Annotated in this window: 11 protein-coding genes and 1 tRNA gene; 10 read left to right on the plus strand and 2 right to left on the minus strand. The window is 56.0% G+C overall.

Going from position 1 to position 18,830, the window contains the following annotated elements; all coding sequences use genetic code 11:
* Nucleotides 1-171: 171 nt before the first annotated feature.
* Entirely contained in the window at nt 172-3,480 is a 3,309-nt protein-coding gene (locus ACR0J7_RS16720; protein WP_480915010.1) for a hypothetical protein, read from the plus strand.
* 821 nt (nt 3,481-4,301) lie between these two features.
* Here ACR0J7_RS16720 and ACR0J7_RS16725 read toward each other — a convergent pair.
* A tRNA-Leu gene (locus ACR0J7_RS16725) sits at nt 4,302-4,388 on the minus strand.
* A 201-nt stretch (nt 4,389-4,589) separates the two neighbouring features.
* On the opposite strand from ACR0J7_RS16725, the gene ACR0J7_RS16730 reads away from it, so the two are divergent.
* Nucleotides 4,590-5,573, plus strand: a complete 984-nt coding sequence (locus ACR0J7_RS16730) for a complex I NDUFA9 subunit family protein (RefSeq protein ID WP_480915012.1) — start codon at nt 4,590-4,592, stop codon at nt 5,571-5,573.
* On the opposite strand, the gene ACR0J7_RS16735 is transcribed toward ACR0J7_RS16730, so the two are convergent.
* Nucleotides 5,574-6,377 (minus strand): undecaprenyl-diphosphate phosphatase, encoded by an 804-nt coding sequence (locus tag ACR0J7_RS16735; protein WP_480487073.1) that lies wholly within the window; start codon nt 6,375-6,377, stop codon nt 5,574-5,576.
* Between the two features lie 231 nt (nt 6,378-6,608).
* Here ACR0J7_RS16735 and ACR0J7_RS16740 point away from each other — a divergent pair, with 231 nt between their 5' ends.
* The 8 genes from ACR0J7_RS16740 (at nt 6,609) to ACR0J7_RS16775 (ending at nt 18,816) form a co-directional block, all read left to right on the plus strand.
* Nucleotides 6,609-8,042: an NAD(P)-dependent oxidoreductase gene (locus ACR0J7_RS16740; protein ID WP_480487075.1), complete on the plus strand. Its 1,434-nt coding sequence runs from the start codon at nt 6,609-6,611 to the stop codon at nt 8,040-8,042.
* Nucleotides 8,043-8,066: 24 nt separating this feature from the next.
* A complete protein-coding gene (locus ACR0J7_RS16745; protein WP_480487077.1) occupies nt 8,067-8,504 on the plus strand; it encodes a GFA family protein in 438 nt (145 codons plus the stop codon).
* Complete coding sequence (gene gltB / locus ACR0J7_RS16750) at nt 8,501-13,033, plus strand: glutamate synthase large subunit (protein ID WP_480915014.1); 4,533 nt, start codon at nt 8,501-8,503, stop codon at nt 13,031-13,033. Before ACR0J7_RS16745 ends, gltB begins: the two co-directional genes overlap by 4 nt.
* 181 nt (nt 13,034-13,214) lie before the next feature.
* Nucleotides 13,215-14,129 carry a Hint domain-containing protein gene (locus ACR0J7_RS16755; protein WP_480915015.1) on the plus strand — a complete coding sequence of 305 codons (915 nt, stop codon included), beginning with the start codon at nt 13,215-13,217 and terminating at the stop codon, nt 14,127-14,129.
* Nucleotides 14,130-14,168: 39 nt separating this feature from the next.
* Complete coding sequence (gene mtgA, locus ACR0J7_RS16760) at nt 14,169-14,903, plus strand: monofunctional biosynthetic peptidoglycan transglycosylase (RefSeq protein ID WP_480915017.1); 735 nt, start codon at nt 14,169-14,171, stop codon at nt 14,901-14,903.
* 58 nt (nt 14,904-14,961) lie between these two features.
* Nucleotides 14,962-15,627 carry an FtsZ-binding protein FzlA gene (gene fzlA / locus ACR0J7_RS16765; protein ID WP_480474603.1) on the plus strand — a complete coding sequence of 222 codons (666 nt, stop codon included), beginning with the start codon at nt 14,962-14,964 and terminating at the stop codon, nt 15,625-15,627.
* 75 nt (nt 15,628-15,702) lie between these two features.
* A complete protein-coding gene (gene queG, locus ACR0J7_RS16770; protein WP_480915019.1) occupies nt 15,703-16,740 on the plus strand; it encodes a tRNA epoxyqueuosine(34) reductase QueG in 1,038 nt (345 codons plus the stop codon).
* 72 nt (nt 16,741-16,812) lie between these two features.
* Nucleotides 16,813-18,816, plus strand: a complete 2,004-nt coding sequence (locus ACR0J7_RS16775; RefSeq protein WP_480773105.1) for a hydantoinase/oxoprolinase family protein — start codon at nt 16,813-16,815, stop codon at nt 18,814-18,816.
* The last annotated feature ends 14 nt before the right edge of the window (nt 18,817-18,830 follow it).

Raw genomic sequence — 18,830 nt, forward strand, 5'->3', positions numbered from 1 at the left:
TTAAATCCCACCGAAACCCAGTCCTCCTACCTTGTACTCGCAGGCAATTCCGCCAGCCAAAAATTGAGAGCCGAAGAGGCCGGGTTTGCTTCGAATGAGTTTGAGAAAGATTATTTCAACGCAATACAAGACTGAACGCTTCCCAGCCAACGGGCTCCAGGAGCAGTTCAGATGGCGAAGAAAGCCATAGAAACATTTGATGAAGAGTATTCAACCGAAGACATCAAGGTCACTATTTTAGAAGCATTGGGGAACAAGAGGCTGACCAAGCGTTTTCACCCCGGCGGGTGTGAACAATTTAGCCTAGCCAAGTATTTCACTCACAAAGAGGCTACGATCTCAGACTTTGATGCGCTTGTCGGCTTGTTGCGCGATCTTGAAGCCGATCCAACCAAAATGATTGTTGTGGGCTCGGTTAAAGCGGAATTCACTAACGATCAGAGGATTGTTCGACGTTTAAACTCAACTAAAGAAGAGCCCGCAACGCTCGAAGACTCGGGATCCTACCTGCTTCATTTTGATGTGGATGACGTATCAAGCCCTGACCACATTGGATGGAACGACCCAGAGGCTCTGGCGAAGTGGACCTGGGATCGGATTTGCAACCGGTTACCTGCTATGCAGAAAGTATCGGTCTTTTGGCAGGCGTCTGCCAGTGCAGCGACCGAAGGAAAAGAGCATCTCGCGAAATTCCACTTCTGGATTTTGGCAGACCGGCCTCTGCGTGCTTATGAACGCAAACACTTGTTCAAGACCGTGGGAAGTGATCAGCGGCTCGCTTCACCGGCACAGCCAAACTATGTCGCCCGCCCCGTTTTCGATGGCATCACGGATCCGCTGGAAGATTTGCCCCGGTCTGGGGTGTTCGAGAAAGCCAAGGCTTGCCTTGGCACTACAAGTATTAACTTCCCAAGCCCACCTAAGCCAAAGACTGAATTGGCAAGGGAAAACCAACCAAGACAAGGCAAAGCAAGTAAACCCAGCGCAGTTCGCAATAATCAGAGAACATCCAAGGCTGGCCAAACAGTTCTCCTTGCGTCTTGCCAGAAAATTGAGAGCTCGAATACCGGCAACACAAAAATTTACAACGAAGCCCGATTGATCGGCGGATATGTCGCCGGGGGCGAAATAGGTTATGAGTTTGCTCTTGGTGCCTTGTTGTACTCCGCCGCCAAATCGGGTCACGCGCGCTTTTGTGAAGCCGTCAAAAACGGTTTTGAGGCTGGGTTGAAGCGTCCGCTACGAGCAAATGGAAGTCTGGAAGCACTCGAACCATTCTTTAAAGCCCCGACGATTGAACGCCAGGCAGCAATCGCTTTGCATTCGAAGACAATCCTATCGTGGGTAAGGAAAGCCAAGGAGTTCAACTCCAATGCAAGCAAAGGTTTGGAAAGCCAAGGTGTTCCTCCACGCTACCTGCTATCAGGGGCCATGGGTGTGGGAAAAACCTCAACTCTGGTGGGAAGGCGGGGTGTGGCCGGCGCACTGCACCAGACGCAAGGGCTCGTAACTTTGATGCTCTTGCCAGATCATGACAAGGTCTCGGAAGCGCTCGAAGACTATTGCAAAAACGCGCTGGAGAATTCTCCGCCCGCAATCGGTCTCCTTGGCCGTAACCGACCTGACCCGGTATCGACGGATCAAGGTACAAAAATGTGTCACGCGCACGACAGTGCCGCGGTGCTTTCCCAAGCTGGTCTGAGCATCCGGAATACTATTTGCCCTCGCTGCCCGCTCAAAGACAGCTGTGGTTACATGCGGCAAGAGCGGGCAATTGAAGGGTACCTGAAGGCAGAGAAGGGCCTCGTGATTTTTGCTGCTCATGAGTACGCTTATCTGCCACTACCTGGTGAAGCAGTGCCGCACTTGGTCATCTTCGATGAGCGTCCCAGGGACTTTTCGGTTAAAGCGACGGAGGTCAGCTATTCTGAGTTGGTAGACAAGATACTCCCGGCCCGCCAGCCCATATATGTCTCTGATGAAGCGCGAAGCATTCAGGTTTGTGAGGCGTTTTTAGAACAAGAACGCGCCATTAACCCAATAAAAAATGCTTTGTTGAAGACAGCGGGCGCAAGTGCAGAGGTCTCGCTTAGGGCTCTTCGAAATGAGGGGGTGACGAAAAACCTTCTGGAGACCGCAATCGAAGATTTGGAACGATTTACCAAATCCAGCTTGTATTCCCAAGTTGCCTATTCAATGGATTCCGCGAAGGAAGGTAATGCGACGTCATGGTCAGCGTCCATTAAGCGCAACTTGGCCAACCACCCAGCGCTCCTTGCACGTCGTATGCAACAGTTATTTCGAGGCCTGGCATCCGAAATTGAAAGCGAAAACGAGAATTGTGCATCGGTGTTCAAAATTAGCACCGGCGCCGGATACTCAAAAACTGAACCCGGATTTGCTGTTTCTGCGGTCAACGAACTTAAACACGGTCTTACCCAGCCTTTCTTGCACTTGGACGGCACTGCCGATCCAGATCTTTGTAGGATCGCTTTTGGTCAGAACCTCACACACCACTACTACCCAGTCGAAAGAAATGCCCAAGTTACACAGGTGCTGGGCTGCAATTTCGCCAAACGACGACTGTGCAAGCAGCAATTTAAGAAGCAAGCACTGACGGACAAACAAATCAACGAGAACAACGCGCTGCGCGAACACGTCAACCAAGTCATAGCAAGGCGTCCAAGTGCAGCTGTCTTTGCTTCAAAGGCAATTGTGGAAAGCTTGGAAATCGACGATCCGACCCGCTTTGGGCACTTTGGTAAGCTGCGTGGTCAAAACCGCTGGGAGAACCGAGAAGAAGTTGTTGTTGTCGGTCGCGAACAACCACCTCTGGCCGGTGTTGAGGAGAAAGCACGAGCTTATGCATCAGCCGCAGGAAGCACATTCACCAGCAGTGACTTTGTGCAAATCCCAAGGGCAATTCGCACAACAGGAGATCCAACTGTGTTGAAAGTCTCAGCCCATGTTGATCCTTGGGGAGACCGCATTTTGCGACAGATACGCGAAGCTGAAGTCGAACAGGCTATTGACCGGATCAGGTTGACATACAACGAGGAGCCAAAGCAGGTGTTCCTCCTTAGCCCCGTTGTCATCAACGCCACCGTAGAGAAGGTTGTAGAGTGGCGGGAGTTCAAAAAGGGTGGCAGCCGGATCGAACGGGCAATCGAGACTCACGGCCTTTTGTTCTTGTCGCCCAGAGACTGTGCCAGATACATGTCAGAGATCTGGACCAATCCCCAAACTGCCAGCATCGACCTCCACCGCGCGAAGCTAATGTCAGATTCGCCATGTAGTTTGTATCTACATGGGAAGTTTGACGATAAGAGCCCGCGAATTATCGAATTTTGGCCGGGTGTCTCCAAAAATCAGAGATCCAGAAAAAAGAAAGCCCTGTACTATGGCTCGCGAAAGGACATTTCGGCCAGCTTAGACAAACTTGTCGGCGAAGTTCAGCGAATTTCAGTAGCGGGCAAGTAGGCTGCCAACATATGCAAGATACGGCCGAAAGTTCGGTCGTATCCATTCTTGCGAACACTCACCAAAGGCAAGGTCGATGGCGGGGAGGATCGAGTTGCGTTCATAGAGCATTCTGGATGATGGAGCAGAAGTTGGCCGCCGGTTGGAGTGAGGGCAATAAGTCGAATTCGAACTGGAGTTAGCAGAATAAGGGGAAGACCAGACATTTCAGGATTTTGTCTAAGTAGAGTACGTTCAGTTTGCAGTTTTTGGCTGGCCGAATGCTAACCAATGGCAAAACGAGACTTACTTAACATCAGATTAACCGAGGCTAGGCAAAAGGTTCTCAATAACAAAAATAGAGGCCAAGCCCGATGAATATCACAATCGAACAACTAGAATGTCATCTTCAGTACGTTGCCTGCGCAATCCAAAATCGTTCTGACGGCGAACTATACATTCCGATCTTCGAAAGACTGGAGGCAGAGATAAAGGAACGCAGAACCAAGTTTGGCACGAAGACAAGAATTGCTATGATTGCTGCTCGTGGAAACTCGCCAAAAGGGTCATTTACTTAAGCGGAGCAAAACCCTTATCCTTCATGCGCCGCCGGTAGATATGCCGGCGGTTTTCGTTTGTTTTTGATCGAGTCTTTCGAACAGAACCACACGATTCTACGAGTTCTTTGCGGTCTCCGAAAAACTTGCGTGTTGAATTAACACAACACTGATCAGCGCGAGAATGTGATACAAAATGTGATACAGGAATTCATTGCGGAAATCGATGGACAGTGCAGTTTTCCTTCGAAAACAGCCTGTTATACAGCATATTGAGATGGGATTTGGTGCCCAGGAGAGGACTCGAACCTCCACGTCCATACGGACACTAGCACCTGAAGCTAGCGCGTCTACCAATTCCGCCACCTGGGCAGGTGTCGTGGAGCGGCGTTTAAGCTGACTGGCGGGGGGCGTCAACCGGATTCTGAATGAATTTTGAAAGTTTTTTGAATTCGGTTTTCGAACTGAGATTTTGGCCTGAATATTTCATGACCGGCGCGGCGAATTAGTGCCTTGTTTGGCTGGCCTGCGGGCGTTAGTTCTAGGGCGCAATTTCTCAGCAGGAGCCCTCTCATGTCGAAACTGGTGACGATTTATGGCGGATCGGGATTTGTCGGCCGCTACATCGCGCGGCGCATGGCGAGTGAGGGGTGGCGTGTGCGGGTGGCTGTACGACGCCCGAACGAAGCCATGTTCGTGAAACCCTACGGCGCCGTCGGACAGGTTGAGCCTGTGCTGTGCAATATCCGCGATGACGCCTCGGTCGCGCTGGCGATGCAGAGCGCCGATGTCGTGGTGAACTGTGTGGGCGTGCTGAACGAACTGGGCAAGAACGCGTTTGATGCAGTTCAGGCCGAAGGAGCCGAACGTATCGCGCGGCTTGCAGCCGAGCAGGGTATCGAACGGATGGTTCACATCTCGGCGATTGGTGCAGATGCAGGTTCAGCCAGCGAGTACTCTCAAAGCAAAGCGCAAGGCGAAGCAGGTGTTTTGAAGCATATGCCCAATGCCATGATCCTGCGCCCCTCGGTTATCTTCGGAACCGAGGATCAGTTCTTCAACCGTTTCGCCGGGATGACCCGCATGGGTCCGTTTCTGCCGGTGGTTGGTGCCGAGACCAAATTCCAGCCCGTTTACGTGGATGACGTGGCCCAGGCAGCGGTCAAAGGCATTCTGGGGCAGGCTGAGCCGGGCGTGTACGAGCTTGGCGGGCCGGAGGTGAAAACCTTCCGCGCCCTGATGCAGCAGATGCTTGAAGTGATCCACCGGCGGCGCATCATTGTCGGTCTGCCGTTTTTTGCTGCCCGGATTATGGCGGGCGTGCTGGATATTGCGAAATTCGTCAGCTTTCAGCTGTTCCCGAACAACATTTTGACCCGCGATCAAGTCAGGAATCTGCGTCATGACAACGTGGTATCTGACGGGGCCAAGTCCTTTGCGGACCTAGGCATTGCGCCGACCACTCTGGAATCGGTGCTGCCGGAATATCTTTGGAAATTCCGCCCATCGGGGCAGTATGACGACATTCAGAACTCGGCGAAAAACCTGCGTATCTGATCAGCTGTAGGCCATGAACAACAATGCCGCGCCCAGAATGACGCGGTAGATCACATAGGGCGTAAAGCTGACACTGCGCAGCAATCGCATCATAAGGCTAAGCGCCAATAGTGCCGAGACAAAAGCAAATGCCGCGGCAATGGCCCCATCCCGGGCCAGTTGCGCATCAGCGTCGCGTATCACATCCAGTGCAAGCAGTGTGCCAGAGGCCAGAATGGTTGGGATTGACATCAGCATGGCAATCCGCGCGCCGTCTTCTCTGGTATAGCCCAGTTGACGTGCCCCTGTAATGGTGATCCCGGACCGCGATGTTCCGGGGATCAGCGCAAGAACCTGCCACAGCCCCATGACGAAAGCATCGCGAATATCCCAATCAGACGCCTCTTTCTTTTGGGGGCCTTTCTGGTCAATCCAATAGAGCAGCAGGCCAAAGCCCAGCATCGTCCACCCGATTACAGCGATCGAACGCATGGCCTCGCTTAACCCGGTCAGATGCAAAATTAGACCTGCAATCACGGTTGGAAGTGTCGCAATGATGAGGCCCAGAGCCAAACGGGCCTGCGGTGTATCTGTCCGGCCGGTCAGGGCGCGCGGCACCCCGGCAAGAGCCTGCTTCACATCCGCCCAGAAATACAGAACGACCGCACCAAGAGTTCCCACGTGCACCGCGATGTCTATGGCCTGACCCTGATCCTGAAGGCCCGACAAGTTCGGCAGCAGGATCAGGTGACCCGAAGACGAAATGGGCAAAAACTCAGTTATTCCCTGAATGATTGCCACGAGAATCAGGTGGAAAAGACTCATCTGCCCTGCCGTGCTGCCGCCACGTTTTTTATGTGGTGTATGGCTATAAGGGTGGTGGGGAAAAGGAAAGTCTTCATATAGGTCCGAATCGTACCTAAAATTCCTTTAAGAATTCACAGATTTCGAGCGGGTGGGCGGAAAATTCTCACAATAGGTCAGCATATATGACTTTTCATCCGTTTGCGCATCGCATAAAGAAATCCAACCAAGCCAATTCATGGAGTCTGACCCGTGGCCAAGCAACCGATGCTGAAATTTGTGCAGATCGACCGCGTCATGCCGGAAAAGCGTGCCGCCAATGACCGCAGAGAAGACTTTAACGAAATTTATGCCGAGTTCGCCGCCGAGAAAGCAGCAGAACAGGCCAGCCGTTGCAGTCAATGCGGTGTGCCCTACTGTCAATCGCACTGCCCGCTGCATAACAACATTCCCGACTGGTTGCGGCTGACTGCAACCGGACGGCTGGAAGAGGCTTACGAAACCAGCCAGGCGACAAACACCTTCCCCGAGATTTGCGGCCGCATCTGCCCGCAAGACCGTTTGTGCGAAGGAAATTGCGTGATCGAACAATCCGGCCACGGAACGGTCACCATCGGCACGATCGAAAAGTACATTACCGACACGGCGTGGGACAAAGGCTGGGTCAAACCAGTGGTCCCTGCGACAGAGCGCCGTGAAAGCGTCGGCATTATCGGTGGCGGGCCGGGTGGTCTTGCCGCGGCGGACATGCTGCGTCGGGCCGGTGTTCAGGTCACGGTCTATGACCGCTACGACCGTGCGGGTGGTCTGCTGATGTATGGCATTCCGGGCTTCAAGCTGGAAAAAGAAATCGTCCAGCGGCGTAACGACCTGTTGGCGGACGGCGGTGTCGAGTTCGTATTGAACTGCGACGTGGACGCCGCAAAATTCGCTGAACTTCACGCTAAGCATGACGCGATCATCATCGCAACGGGCGTTTACAAGTCGAGGGATCTGTCCATGCCGGGCAGTGGTCTTGCCGGGATCGAGAAGGCAATCGATTTCCTGACTGCATCAAACCGTAAAAGCTTTGGTGACACTGTTGAGGATTTCGACAACGGACGGCTGAATGCCGAGGGCAAGAAGGTTGTCGTGATCGGTGGTGGTGACACCGCGATGGATTGTGTGCGTACGTCGATCCGTCAGGGCGCGACATCGGTCAAATGCCTGTACCGTCGTGACCGGGCAAACATGCCGGGTTCGCAGCGCGAGACACAGAACGCCGAGGAAGAAGGCGTGGTATTCGAATGGCTCAGTGCACCCAAGGGGTTCACGGGCGACGACAAGGTTTCTGGCGTGATGGTGCAGAAGATGCGTCTGGGGCAACCCGATGCATCTGGTCGCCAGGCCCCCGAAGTGATCGAAGGCGCGGATTATGTTGAGGGCGCCGATCTGGTGATCAAGGCATTGGGTTTTGAGCCTGAAGACCTGCCCACCTTGTTCGGGCAGCCCGACTTGCCTGTCACCCGATGGGGAACGGTCAGGGCAGCATTCCAGACCGGGGAAACCGAAATGGATGGTGTGTACGCGATCGGGGACATCGTGCGCGGTGCCTCACTGGTCGTATGGGCGATCCGCGACGGGCGCGACTGCGCTGACGCGATCATCGACCGGTTCAACGCCAAAACTGCCGTGGCGGCGGAATAACCCCAGTTTTCAGGAGGGTTCGAAATGTCGGAACTTCAAGGCCAATGCATGTGTGGCGCGGTCACAGTCACCGCCACCCCTGTGCGGGATGCTCTGGGGGCGTGTCACTGTGATCAATGCCGTCGGTGGACCAGTTCGATGCTGGTGACCTTTCAGGCGAAAGAAGGCTATGCAGCGCTGGGCCCGGTCAAGACATTTACCTCGTCCGACTGGGCAGAACGTGCTTTTTGCGGCGAATGCGGATCCTCGCTCTGGTATCGGATCACGCTGCCGGGTGAGATGCACGGACAGACACAAATGGCGGCTGGCCTGTTTGAAAATGCAACAGGTAACCCGCTGAAACTTGAACTTTATATCGACAAAAAGCCCGAGGGATACGCGTTCGCAGGTGAACGTCGGCAAATGACCAAAGCCGAGGTCGAAGCCATGTATTCCCCCTCTGACGAAGGAGACAGCCAATGACCAAATATGATGCCGATTGGGTGCGGGCAGAAGAAGCAAAACGCAAGTGGATGGCCGAAAATGGTCTCTATTCCGAGGCAGAAGAGCATTCTTCGTGCGGTGTGGGCCTTGTTGTGTCCGTGGATGGCAAACGGTCGCGCAAGGTGGTGGATGCCGGGATCGATGCCCTGAAAGCGATCTGGCATCGCGGGGCCGTTGACGCGGATGGCAAGACCGGCGATGGCGCGGGCATCCATGTGCAGATTCCGGTTCCCTTCTTCTATGATCAGGTCCGCCGCACGGGTCACGAACCCAAGCTGAATGAGCTGATTGCTGTTGGTCAGGTTTTCCTGCCCCGCACCGATTTCGGCGCGCAGGAGCGGTGCCGGACCATCGTCGAAAGCGAAGTTCTGCGTATGGGTTACTACATCTATGGCTGGCGACACGTGCCGGTCGATGTGACTTGCCTTGGGGAAAAGGCCAACGCAACCCGCCCCGAGATTGAGCAGATCCTGATCTCGAACTCCAAGGGTGTGGACGAAGAAACTTTCGAGCGCGAGCTCTATGTCATCCGTCGCCGCATCGAAAAAGCGGCTTTGGTGTCGGGTATCTCTGGTCTTTATCTTGCGTCGCTGTCCTGCCGGTCGATCATCTACAAGGGTATGATGCTGGCCGAACAGGTCGCTGTATTCTATCCCGATCTCATGGACGAACGCTTTGAATCGGCATTCGCGATTTACCACCAGCGTTATTCGACCAACACGTTTCCGCAATGGTGGCTGGCGCAGCCATTCCGCATGCTGGCCCACAACGGCGAGATCAACACCCTCAAGGGCAACGTCAACTGGATGAAAAGCCATGAGATCCGGATGGCCAGCGGAACCTTTGGTGACTATGCTGAAGATATCAAGCCAATCATCGCAGGTGGTTCATCAGATTCTGCCGCATTAGACTCGGTTTTCGAGGTTCTGGTGCGCGCGGGGCGGTCGGCCCCGATGGCAAAAACCATGCTGGTTCCGGAAAGCTGGTCCAAGCAGGCGGTCGAGCTGCCGCAAGCGTGGCGCGACATGTATTCCTACTGCAACTCGGTGATGGAGCCATGGGATGGCCCGGCCGCGCTGGCGATGACCGATGGACGCTGGGTCTGCGCCGGTCTGGACCGGAACGGGTTGCGCCCCATGCGGTACGTTGTGACTGGCGATGGCCTTGTCATCGCAGGATCCGAGGCCGGAATGGTGCCGATCAACGAAGCTACCGTGACCGAAAAAGGCGCGTTGGGGCCGGGTCAGATGCTGGCGGTCGACATGAAAAAGGGCAAGCTGTACCGCGATACCCAGATCAAGAACAAGCTGGCCCGCGCGCTGCCATTTGGCGAATGGGTTGGCAAGATAAACGATCTGGACGAAACGCTTGCGGGTGTGAGCGAAGTTCCGATCTTTGCGGGTGGCGAGTTGCGCAAGCGCCAGATTGCTGCGGGATACTCGGTGGAAGAGCTGGAACAAATCCTTGCTCCGATGGCGGAAGACGGCAAGGAAGCCCTGGCATCCATGGGGGATGATACGCCCTCGGCTGTTCTGTCAAAGCAATACCGCCCACTCAGCCATTTTTTCCGTCAGAACTTCAGCCAGGTGACCAACCCGCCGATCGACAGCCTGCGTGAATACCGCGTGATGTCGCTGAAAACCCGGTTTGCCAACCTCAAGAACGTGCTGGACGAAGACAGCAGCCAGACCGAGATCGTGGTTCTGGAAAGCCCCTTTGTCGGCAACGCGCAATGGGACAAGCTGGTTGAGAACTTTGATGCGCCGCTGGCGGAAATCGACTGTAGCTTCGAGGCTGGTCAAGGCGCATTGAGCGCGGCTTTGGCCCGTATCAGAGCCGAATCCGAAGAAGCTGTGCGATCTGGTGCCGGGCATATCGTCTTGTCTGATATGCGGTCGGGCGAGGATCGGATTGCGATGCCAATGATCCTCGCGACCAGCGCTGTGCATTCCCATTTGACGCGTCAGGGTTTGCGGACCTTCTGTTCGTTGAACGTCCGTTCGGCTGAATGTGTAGACCCGCATTACTTTGCCGTTCTGATCGGCTGTGGCGCGACTGTGGTGAACGCCTATCTGGCCGAGGATTCTTTGGCTGACCGTATCGATCGCGGTTTGCTGGACGGAAGCCTGACCGAAAACGTCGCGCGCTATCGCGAGGCGATCGATCAGGGCTTGCTGAAGATCATGGCCAAGATGGGCATCTCGGTCATTTCGTCTTATCGCGGTGGTCTGAACTTTGAGGCCGTTGGCCTCAGCCGTGCCATGGTGGCCGAGTATTTCCCTGGAATGACCAGCCGTATCTCGGGCATAGGTATCAAAGGTATTCAGGCCAAGGCCGAAGAAATCCATGCCAAGGGTTGGAACAGCGGTCTGGATGTGCTGCCCATCGGTGGTTTCTACAAGGCGCGTAAGTCAGGTGAGACCCACGCGTGGGAAGCGACCTCGATGCACATGATGCAGATGGCCTGCAACAAGGCTTCGTATGAGCTGTGGAAACAGTATTCAGCCAAGATGCAGTCGAACCCGCCAATTCATCTGCGCGATCTGATGGATTTCAAACCGCTGGGCAAGCCGGTGCCGATCGAAGAGGTGGAATCGATCACCTCGATCCGCAAACGCTTTGTCACGCCAGGTATGTCGCTGGGTGCATTGTCGCCAGAAGCGCATAAAACACTGAACGTGGCGATGAACCGGATCGGTGCGAAATCCGACAGTGGCGAAGGTGGCGAAGATCCGGCACATTTCGTGCCTGAACCCAATGGCGACAACCCTTCGGCCAAGATCAAACAGGTGGCTTCAGGTCGGTTTGGTGTGACTGCGGAATACCTCAACCAGTGTGAGGAGCTTGAGATCAAGGTCGCTCAGGGTGCAAAACCCGGCGAAGGTGGTCAGTTGCCAGGTATGAAGGTCACCGACCTGATCGCGCGCCTGCGCCATTCGACCAAGGGCGTGACGCTGATCTCGCCGCCGCCGCACCACGATATCTATTCGATCGAGGATCTGGCGCAGCTGATCTACGATCTGAAGCAGATCAACCCGCGCTGCAAGGTGACGGTCAAGCTGGTAGCGTCCTCGGGCGTTGGCACGATTGCTGCCGGTGTAGCCAAAGCGAAAGCGGATATTATCCTTATTTCGGGTCACAATGGCGGTACAGGCGCGTCGCCTGCGACCTCGATCAAATACGCTGGTCTGCCGTGGGAGATGGGCCTGACCGAGGCGCATCAGGTTCTGGCGATGAACAACCTGCGCGACCGCGTCACCCTGCGGACCGACGGTGGCCTGCGCACGGGGCGCGACATTGTCATGGCCGCGATGATGGGGGCCGAGGAATTCGGCATCGGTACCGCTGCGCTGATCGCCATGGGCTGTATCATGGTGCGTCAGTGTCAGTCGAACACCTGTCCGGTGGGCGTGTGTACGCAGGATGAATCCCTGCGCGCCAAGTTCACCGGTAATGCGGACAAGGTGGTAAACCTGATCACCTTTTATGCGCAGGAAGTGCGCGAGCTGCTGGCCAGCCTCGGCGCGCGTTCAATCGATGAGATCATCGGCCGAGCCGACCTGTTGGCTCAGGTCAGCCGGGGATCGGCTCATCTGGATGATCTGGACCTCAACCCGCTGCTGATCACTGTCGATGGGGCACATAACATCGTCTACAACCGCGACAAAGAGCGCAACGCGGTGCCAGATACGCTGGACGCCGAAATCGTTCGTGATGCGGCCCGGTTCCTGAAGGATGGTGAGAAGATGCAGCTGTCGTATGCAGTGCAGAACACACACCGGACAGTTGGAACCCGAGTGTCCAGCCATATTGTGCAGAATTTCGGGATGCGAAACACCTTTCAGGACGACCATCTGCATGTGAAACTGCAAGGCTCGGCCGGGCAATCGCTGGGAGCTTTTGCGGCCCCCGGTCTGAAGCTGGAAGTGTCGGGCGATGCCAATGACTATGTCGGTAAGGGCCTGTCCGGCGGTATGATCGTCGTGCGTCCACCGCAGGTCAGCCCGCTGAAAGCAGATGACAACACGATCATTGGCAATACGGTGCTCTATGGCGCCACCGACGGGTATCTGTTCGCGGCCGGTCGCGCCGGTGAACGGTTCGCGGTCCGGAACTCTGGTGCCAAGGTTGTTGTCGAGGGGTGCGGTTCCAACGGGTGTGAATACATGACCGGCGGTGTCGCCGTTATCCTTGGAACGATCGGAGCCAACTTTGGCGCGGGCATGACAGGCGGCATGGCCTATCTGTATGATCCCGAAGGCAAGGCTGAGGCGCTGATGAATAGGGAAACGCTGGTCACTTGCCTGGTCACTGTGGATCACTGGGAAGAGCAGTTGAAATCGCTCATCATGCGCCATGCTGCTGAATCGCAAAGCCGCAAGGCCACTGACATTCTTCAGCACTGGGAAGTGGAAAAAGGCAACTTCCTGCAGGTTTGCCCGAAGGAGATGCTGAACAAGCTCAGCCACCCGCTGAGTGTTGAAGCCAAAGCAGTTCCGGCGGAATAAGCCGAAACCTATTGTCTCTAAAAGCCCCGCGTGTCATTTGCACCACGCGGGGTTCGTATGTTAACGACGTTTCAGTGCAGGTCTTGCCCGTTTATCCGAAAATCGCCAATCTTTCTTCACACTCAGGCGACAATCATGGGCCGATCTAGGCGCCAGATGATAAGCAAACAGGGGCAACCGGATGCCAACACCGTATCAGGATCAGTTTTATACTTTCGATCCAGCAAACCCGCCACCTGCGGGAACGGCAGTCACTGTTAGCAGCTTCACTTTGATCGATGCAGACGATGACAACGAAATCGATGCACCGAGCGGCGACACCGTCAACGGTCAGGACGTCACGAATTCCTGGCCAGGGGACACTGTTACCATCAACGTGGCGGGCGTCGGGAACGTAACCTATACCGGCACCACGTTTTATCTGGCTGACGGATCTCGGGTTTTCACACCGACAGACGGCCAGGTCCTGCAGCCGGGAACATTTGTTTCAGCCACCTTCGTCAACACACAGGGGCCGCTGAATGTCGGCAATCTGGGTCCGCCCTGTTTCACGCCGGGCACCATGATAGCGACCCCGGAAGGCGAACGTGCGGTTGAAGATCTTGAAGTCGGCGATCTGGTCACGACCGTGGATCATGGCCCCCAGCCTTTGATCTGGGTTGGGCGTACAGTGGTGGCGGCCGAAGGAAAGCTGGCCCCGATCCGGTTTGAGGCCGGAGTGTTCGACCTGGATCGTCCGCTGCTTGTTTCGCCTCAGCATCGGATGCTGGTTGAAGACTGGCGGGCCTCGTACTTGTCTGGGCACGCTGAAGCGCTGATTCCGGCACATGCTCTGGTCAATGGAAAAACGGTGACCCGGGTGGAAGGCGGCAAGGTGGAGTATTTCCACCTTTTGTTCAAGCAGCACGAGATCGTCATCGCCAATGGCGCCAAAAGCGAAAGCTATTATCCGGGGCACGCGTTGTCGGCCTCGGACCGCGAAACGCAGAGCGAGGTCCTGCACTTGTTCCCCGAACTGGCAGGTCATGATCCGATGTCGGTAGAAACCGCACGACCGGTTGTTCACCCGCGCGAAGCGCGCGCTTTCGCGATTTAGGCCGTTTCAAACCCGGACCGCGCGTCGTATAGCTGAGGCATGGCGAAGAAAGCAGCCCGCAAATCAAGCGGTAAGAAAAACAAGGCATCCAGCAGAAAAACACCTACGGTGCGTCAGATTCGCCGTTGGCTGACTCGTGCGGTTGCGGCAATTGCCGGAGCTTTGCTTGCGATAATCCTGTTGTATTCGGTTGTGAACCCACCTGTAACCCATACGATCTGGTCAGAATGGCGCCGATTGGGAAAGGTTGAGCGCGAATGGGTGCCGATCGAGGACATGGCTCCGATCATGGCGCGATCGGTTGTGGCAGCAGAGGATGCGAATTTCTGCCTGCATTGGGGATTTGATGTAGAGGCCATTCGAGATGCGCTTGAGGATGGCGGAAATCGCGGCGCCTCGACCATTACACAGCAAGTGGTAAAGAACGTATTCCTTTGGCAGGGGCGCAGTTGGATACGCAAGGCGTTGGAAACTTCGATCACACCTGTGGTCGAGATTTTCTGGAGCAAGCGGCGCATCCTTGAGGTCTATCTGAACGTTGCCGAAACCGGGAATGGCGTTTTTGGGGTCGAGGCTGCCGCGCAACAGTATTTCAACACCAGCGCATCGAAACTGACCCCAGTTCAGGCAGCGCGGATTGCCGCCATTCTGCCGTCACCGCGCAACAGGTCAGTCACAGATCCGACGGCGCGTACGCGCAGACGGGCGGCATCTATTCTGGATGGGGCGGCCACCATCCGCGCAGATGGTCGCGCAGATTGTTTCGAGGATTGAAACCCGTCGCCTGCCAAGGCTAAATCTGTCGGGTACTCACTGGTTCGATTGGAAGCCCATGGCGCGTTTGTTTCATGTTCCCCTCTCTCCGTATTGCCGCAAGGTTCGGCTGTCTTTGGCGGAAAAGAAGATCGAGGTTGAGCTTGTCGAAGAGCGATACTGGGAGCAGGATCCCGACTTTTTGCGCCGAAACCCTGCGGGTAAAGTACCAGTATTGCGTCTGGACGGACAAATGATGTCGGAAAGCGCGGCGATCTGCGAATATATTGAGGAAACCCGCCCCGAACCATCATTAATGCCAAAAAGCCCCGAAGCCCGATACGAAGTACGGCGCCTTGTCGGTTGGTTTGACGACAAATTCCATCATGAGGTGACGTCGAAGCTGCTGTACGAACGGGTGAACAAAAAAGTGACGGGTCAGGGCTATCCTGACAGCAAGAACGTCAAACAGGGTGCTAAAGCGATCAAGTACCATCTGGATTATATGGCATGGCTGTTGGATCACCGCCGGTGGTTGGCCGGTGATCAGATGACACTGGCTGATTTCGCGGCAGCGGCGCACCTGTCGTCGCTGGACTATATCTCGGATGTGGATTGGAACCGCAGTCAGGTGGTCAAGGACTGGTATGCAAAAATCAAATCGCGCCCTGCTTTTCGCTCTATTCTGGCGGATCAGGTGCCGGGTTTCCGGCCGCCGCCCCATTACGCGGATCTGGATTTCTGATAGGGTGTGCCAGGGGGGCTGTCTGCCCCCCCATCGCGCATCTGCGCGATTCCCCCCGAGGATATTTTTGGCCAGATGAAGAGCGGATCAGATTTGAAGGAAAAGCTGGTACAGCAGGCCCTTGAAGAGGGGTTTGTTGCGTGCCGTGTCTGCCGCCCCTGGGATGTTCCAAAAGTTCCCGAGCGTTTGGCAGCGTTCCTGGACGCAGGGTATCATGGGCAGATGGGATGGATGGCCGAGCGGACGCATTGGCGCGGTGATCCTGCGGCCCTTTGGCCCGAGGCGCGATCAGTGATCATGCTGGCCGAGAGTTACACGCCGGAACATGATCCTACAGACGTCTTGAAGCAACGCGTCCACGGGGCGATTTCTGTCTATGCGCAGAACAAAGACTATCATGATCTGGTCAAAAAGCGACTGAAGCGCCTGGCGCGGTGGCTGATTGCCGAGGCGGGCGGCGAGGTTAAGGTGTTTGTTGACACTGCACCCGTGCCAGAGAAAGCCTTGGGGCAGGCTGCCGGGTTGGGCTGGCAGGGGAAACACACGAATCTTGTCAGTCGGGAATGGGGTAATTGGGCCTTTATAGGGTCTGTTTTTTCAACTTTGGATATACCCGCAGATTCTGCTGAGATTGATCGCTGCGGGTCTTGTCGGGCCTGTTTGGACAGCTGCCCCACGGACGCCTTTCCAGGCCCGTATCAATTGGATGCACGGCGGTGCATCTCCTATCTGACCATCGAACATAAAGGCCCTGTAGAGCCTGAACTTCGCGGAAAGCTGGGCAATCGAATCTACGGCTGTGATGATTGCCTGGCAGCTTGCCCGTGGAACAAGTTTGCGGTTGCCGCAAGTGACATACGCTATGCCGCGCGTGAAGATCTGGCAGCGCCTGCGTTGGAAGAGCTGGTGGCACTTGATGATACCTCGTTCCGAGCGAAGTTCTCTGGCTCACCCATCAAACGGATTGGGCGCGACCGGTTTGTGCGCAACGTGCTTTATGCCATTGGAAACTCGGGGCAGTCGAAACTGAGGGCTGCGGCCCAGAGTTTGACAGATGACCCGGATGAAACCGTGGCAGACGCAGCGCGCTGGGCGGTGGAACAACTTTCATAATTGCCGCAAACAGGCTGGACGTGTCGGCCCCAATCGCTACACCAATCTGCAGCGAACAGTAAGGAGAACCCGATGGCGCTGGCTTTGGGGGTGGATACGGGTGGAACCTATACCGATGCGGTACTGATCCGGGATGAAAAAGAGGTCATAGCCTCGGCCAAGTCCCTGACCACACGCGCGGATTTGGCAATTGGTGTGGGCAAGGCGATTTCTGCCGTTCTGGAGCAGGCGAAAGTTGCGCCGGATCAGATTTCAATGGCGTCTTTGTCCACAACATTGGCGACTAATGCCTTGGTCGAAGGGCAGGGCGGGCGCGTTGCGTTGATCTATATCGGATTCAAAGACAGCGACCTTGAAAAGCACGGTTTGAAGGACGCGTTAAAAGGGGACCCGTCCCTGGTTATGTCTGGTGGGCATTCTCATTCTGGCAGCGAAGCTGCGCCATTGGACGTTGCCGCGCTGGAGCAGTTTTTAGACTCTCATAAAGGGATTTCTGGCTTTGCCATAGCCGCTCAGTTTGCCACCCGTAATCCCGCGCATGAACTGGAAGCCGCACGGATCGTTACGGAAAGAACCGGGGCTCCGGTAACATGTTCGCATCACTTGTCGGCAAAGCTGAATGGGCCGAAACGCGCCGTGACGGCCGTGTTGAATGCGCGGCTGATCGGGATGATCGATCGTTTGATCGGGCGTGCGCAGGACCAGCTGCGCGAGTTGGGGATAATGGCCCCGATGATGGTCGTGCGCGGTGATGGGGCGTTGATGAGTGCTGAACAGGCGCGTGAACGCCCCATTGAAACGATCCTGAGCGGACCAGCCGCGTCAATTGTAGGCGCGCGCTGGTTGACCGGCGCAGAGAATGCGTTGGTGTCGGATATTGGCGGCACGACAACTGACGTGGCGTTGATCCGTGACGGTAAGCCCGCGATAGACTCGGCCGGGGCACAGGTGGGCGGGTTCCGCACAATGGTCGAGGCAGTTGCGATGCGCACCCATGGCCTTGGAGGTGACAGTCAGGTGCATGTCGTGACCGAGGGGTTGCAGGGCGGTGTTTTTCTGGGGCCGCGCCGCGTTCTTCCGGTGTCCCTGATCGCCTCGGAAGCGCCCGAGATCGTCCATGCCGTTCTGGACGAGCAATTGCGGGCCACGACGGTTGGTGAGCACGATACGCGCTTTGCCCGTCGCGTGCCGGGAATACGTGACGACGGTATAGATGTGCGAGAAGAAGCCCTGTTGGAGCGGTTGGGAGATCAGGTTCTGCCGATCGGTTCCTTGCTTCGGTCCCGAATGGAGAGCGGCGCATTGACCCGGTTGGTGGACCGCGGGATCATTCAGATCTCGGGCGTGACGCCGTCGGATGCCAGCCATGTACTGGGGCGGGTGGATGCCTGGGATGCGGACGCCGCCCGTAAGGCACTTGAACTGGTCGCGCGCAAACGGGTCGGGTCCGGAGATATGTTGGCAAATTCCGCCGAAGCGCTGGCGCAGATGATCGTGGACCAGTTGACAGAACAGACCAGTTTGACCTTGTTAGAGGCTGCTTTTGATGAGGAGCCAGACAGTTTCGGGCATTCGCCGCAGGAGCTGGCGCGGCATATCCTGACACAGCGCGGATTGGCGCAGCATCGCGGTTTGTTGTCGCTGACCGCAGCCCTGAACGTTGATGTTGTGGGACTTGGGGCATCTGCCCCCAGCTATTACCCGGCGGTTGGTGAACGGCTTCACTGCCGGATGATACTGCCGGAACATGCGGGCGTAGCCAATGCGATTGGCGCTGTCGTGGGGCGGTTGACCTTACGGCGAACGGGCACGGTGACAAGTCCTGCCGAAGGGCGGTATCGTGTACATCTCGAGGGCGGGCCCAAGGATTTTTCCGCATCAGAAGATGCGCTGGCTTTGCTGGAAAATGTTCTGAGGTCGGAAGCTGAAGGCGCGGTGCGCGAAGCCGGTGCAGAAGATATCCGGGTGATCGTGGATCGCGACATCAAAACCGCGCGGGTCGAGGCCAATGATGTGTTTGTCGAAGCAATGATCACGGTCGAGGCGAGCGGGCGACCGCGGGTTGCGGCGGGCTAGCCCCTCTGACTCGT

The sequence above is a fragment of the Ruegeria sp. O4 genome, from assembly GCF_056535125.1.

Bases quoted from the DNA above. Each gene is read 5' to 3' on its own strand.
- ACR0J7_RS16720 (WP_480915010.1), top strand. From the start codon at position 172: ATGGCGAAGAAAGCCATAGAAACATTTGATGAAGAGTATTCAACCGAA.
- ACR0J7_RS16730 (WP_480915012.1), top strand. From the start codon at position 4,590: ATGTCGAAACTGGTGACGATTTATGGCGGATCGGGATTTGTCGGCCGC.
- ACR0J7_RS16735 (WP_480487073.1), bottom strand. From the start codon at position 6,377: ATGAGTCTTTTCCACCTGATTCTCGTGGCAATCATTCAGGGAATAACT.
- ACR0J7_RS16745 (WP_480487077.1), top strand. From the start codon at position 8,067: ATGTCGGAACTTCAAGGCCAATGCATGTGTGGCGCGGTCACAGTCACC.
- gltB (WP_480915014.1), top strand. From the start codon at position 8,501: ATGACCAAATATGATGCCGATTGGGTGCGGGCAGAAGAAGCAAAACGC.
- ACR0J7_RS16755 (WP_480915015.1), top strand. From the start codon at position 13,215: ATGCCAACACCGTATCAGGATCAGTTTTATACTTTCGATCCAGCAAAC.
- mtgA (WP_480915017.1), top strand. From the start codon at position 14,169: ATGGCGAAGAAAGCAGCCCGCAAATCAAGCGGTAAGAAAAACAAGGCA.
- fzlA (WP_480474603.1), top strand. From the start codon at position 14,962: ATGGCGCGTTTGTTTCATGTTCCCCTCTCTCCGTATTGCCGCAAGGTT.
- queG (WP_480915019.1), top strand. From the start codon at position 15,703: ATGAAGAGCGGATCAGATTTGAAGGAAAAGCTGGTACAGCAGGCCCTT.
- ACR0J7_RS16775 (WP_480773105.1), top strand. From the start codon at position 16,813: ATGGCGCTGGCTTTGGGGGTGGATACGGGTGGAACCTATACCGATGCG.